This is a genomic window from Holdemanella hominis (genome assembly GCF_014306155.1).
Taxonomy (GTDB): Bacteria; Bacillota_I; Bacilli_A; order Erysipelotrichales; family Erysipelotrichaceae; genus Holdemanella; species Holdemanella hominis.
In genome coordinates this window covers 1-505 of the sequence record NZ_JACRWH010000144.1, presented here as the reverse complement: position 1 = coordinate 505, position 505 = coordinate 1, and the positions used below count along the sequence as shown (strand labels likewise).

1 protein-coding gene is annotated in these 505 nt (G+C 33.5%); it reads left to right on the top strand.

Annotated elements, in window-relative coordinates; all coding sequences use genetic code 11:
- Positions 1 to 71: 71 nt before the first annotated feature.
- The coding region (locus tag H8911_RS12300) for a DDE-type integrase/transposase/recombinase (RefSeq protein WP_186999859.1) at positions 72 to 505 on the top strand (434 nt) is incomplete at its 3' end.

The following is a 505-nucleotide window of genomic DNA, read 5'->3' as shown; positions in this document are numbered from 1 at the left end:
TGTCAAAATCAGGATATTACAATTATCTGCATCGAAAACCAAGCAAGCAATCTATATCTAAGGAAGAGAGAATGCAAGCGATTCAAACTATATATGATGATAATCATCAAATTTATGGTGCACCAAAGATAGCGAAAGAGATGCAAAAGAAAGGCGAAAAAATATCACAAAGAACTGTAGGTGTATATATGCGAGAAATGGGTATCAGAGCTTGTTACATTAAACCATATGTAAAAACAACCTTTGATAGTGATTTTTCAACAAAGCTGCATAACATATTAAAAAGAGACTTTTCACCAAGCAAGCCAAATGAGGCATGGTGTACAGATATAACGTATATATTTACCTTGGAAGGATTTGTATACCTTACAAGTGTAATGGATTTATATTCAAGAAAAATAATTGCATGGACGCTATCAAAGACACTGGAAGTGGAAGAAGTATTGAAATGTATAGAGATGGCTAGAAAGCGGAGAAAAACAGCGAATCCTGTAATTATTCATTC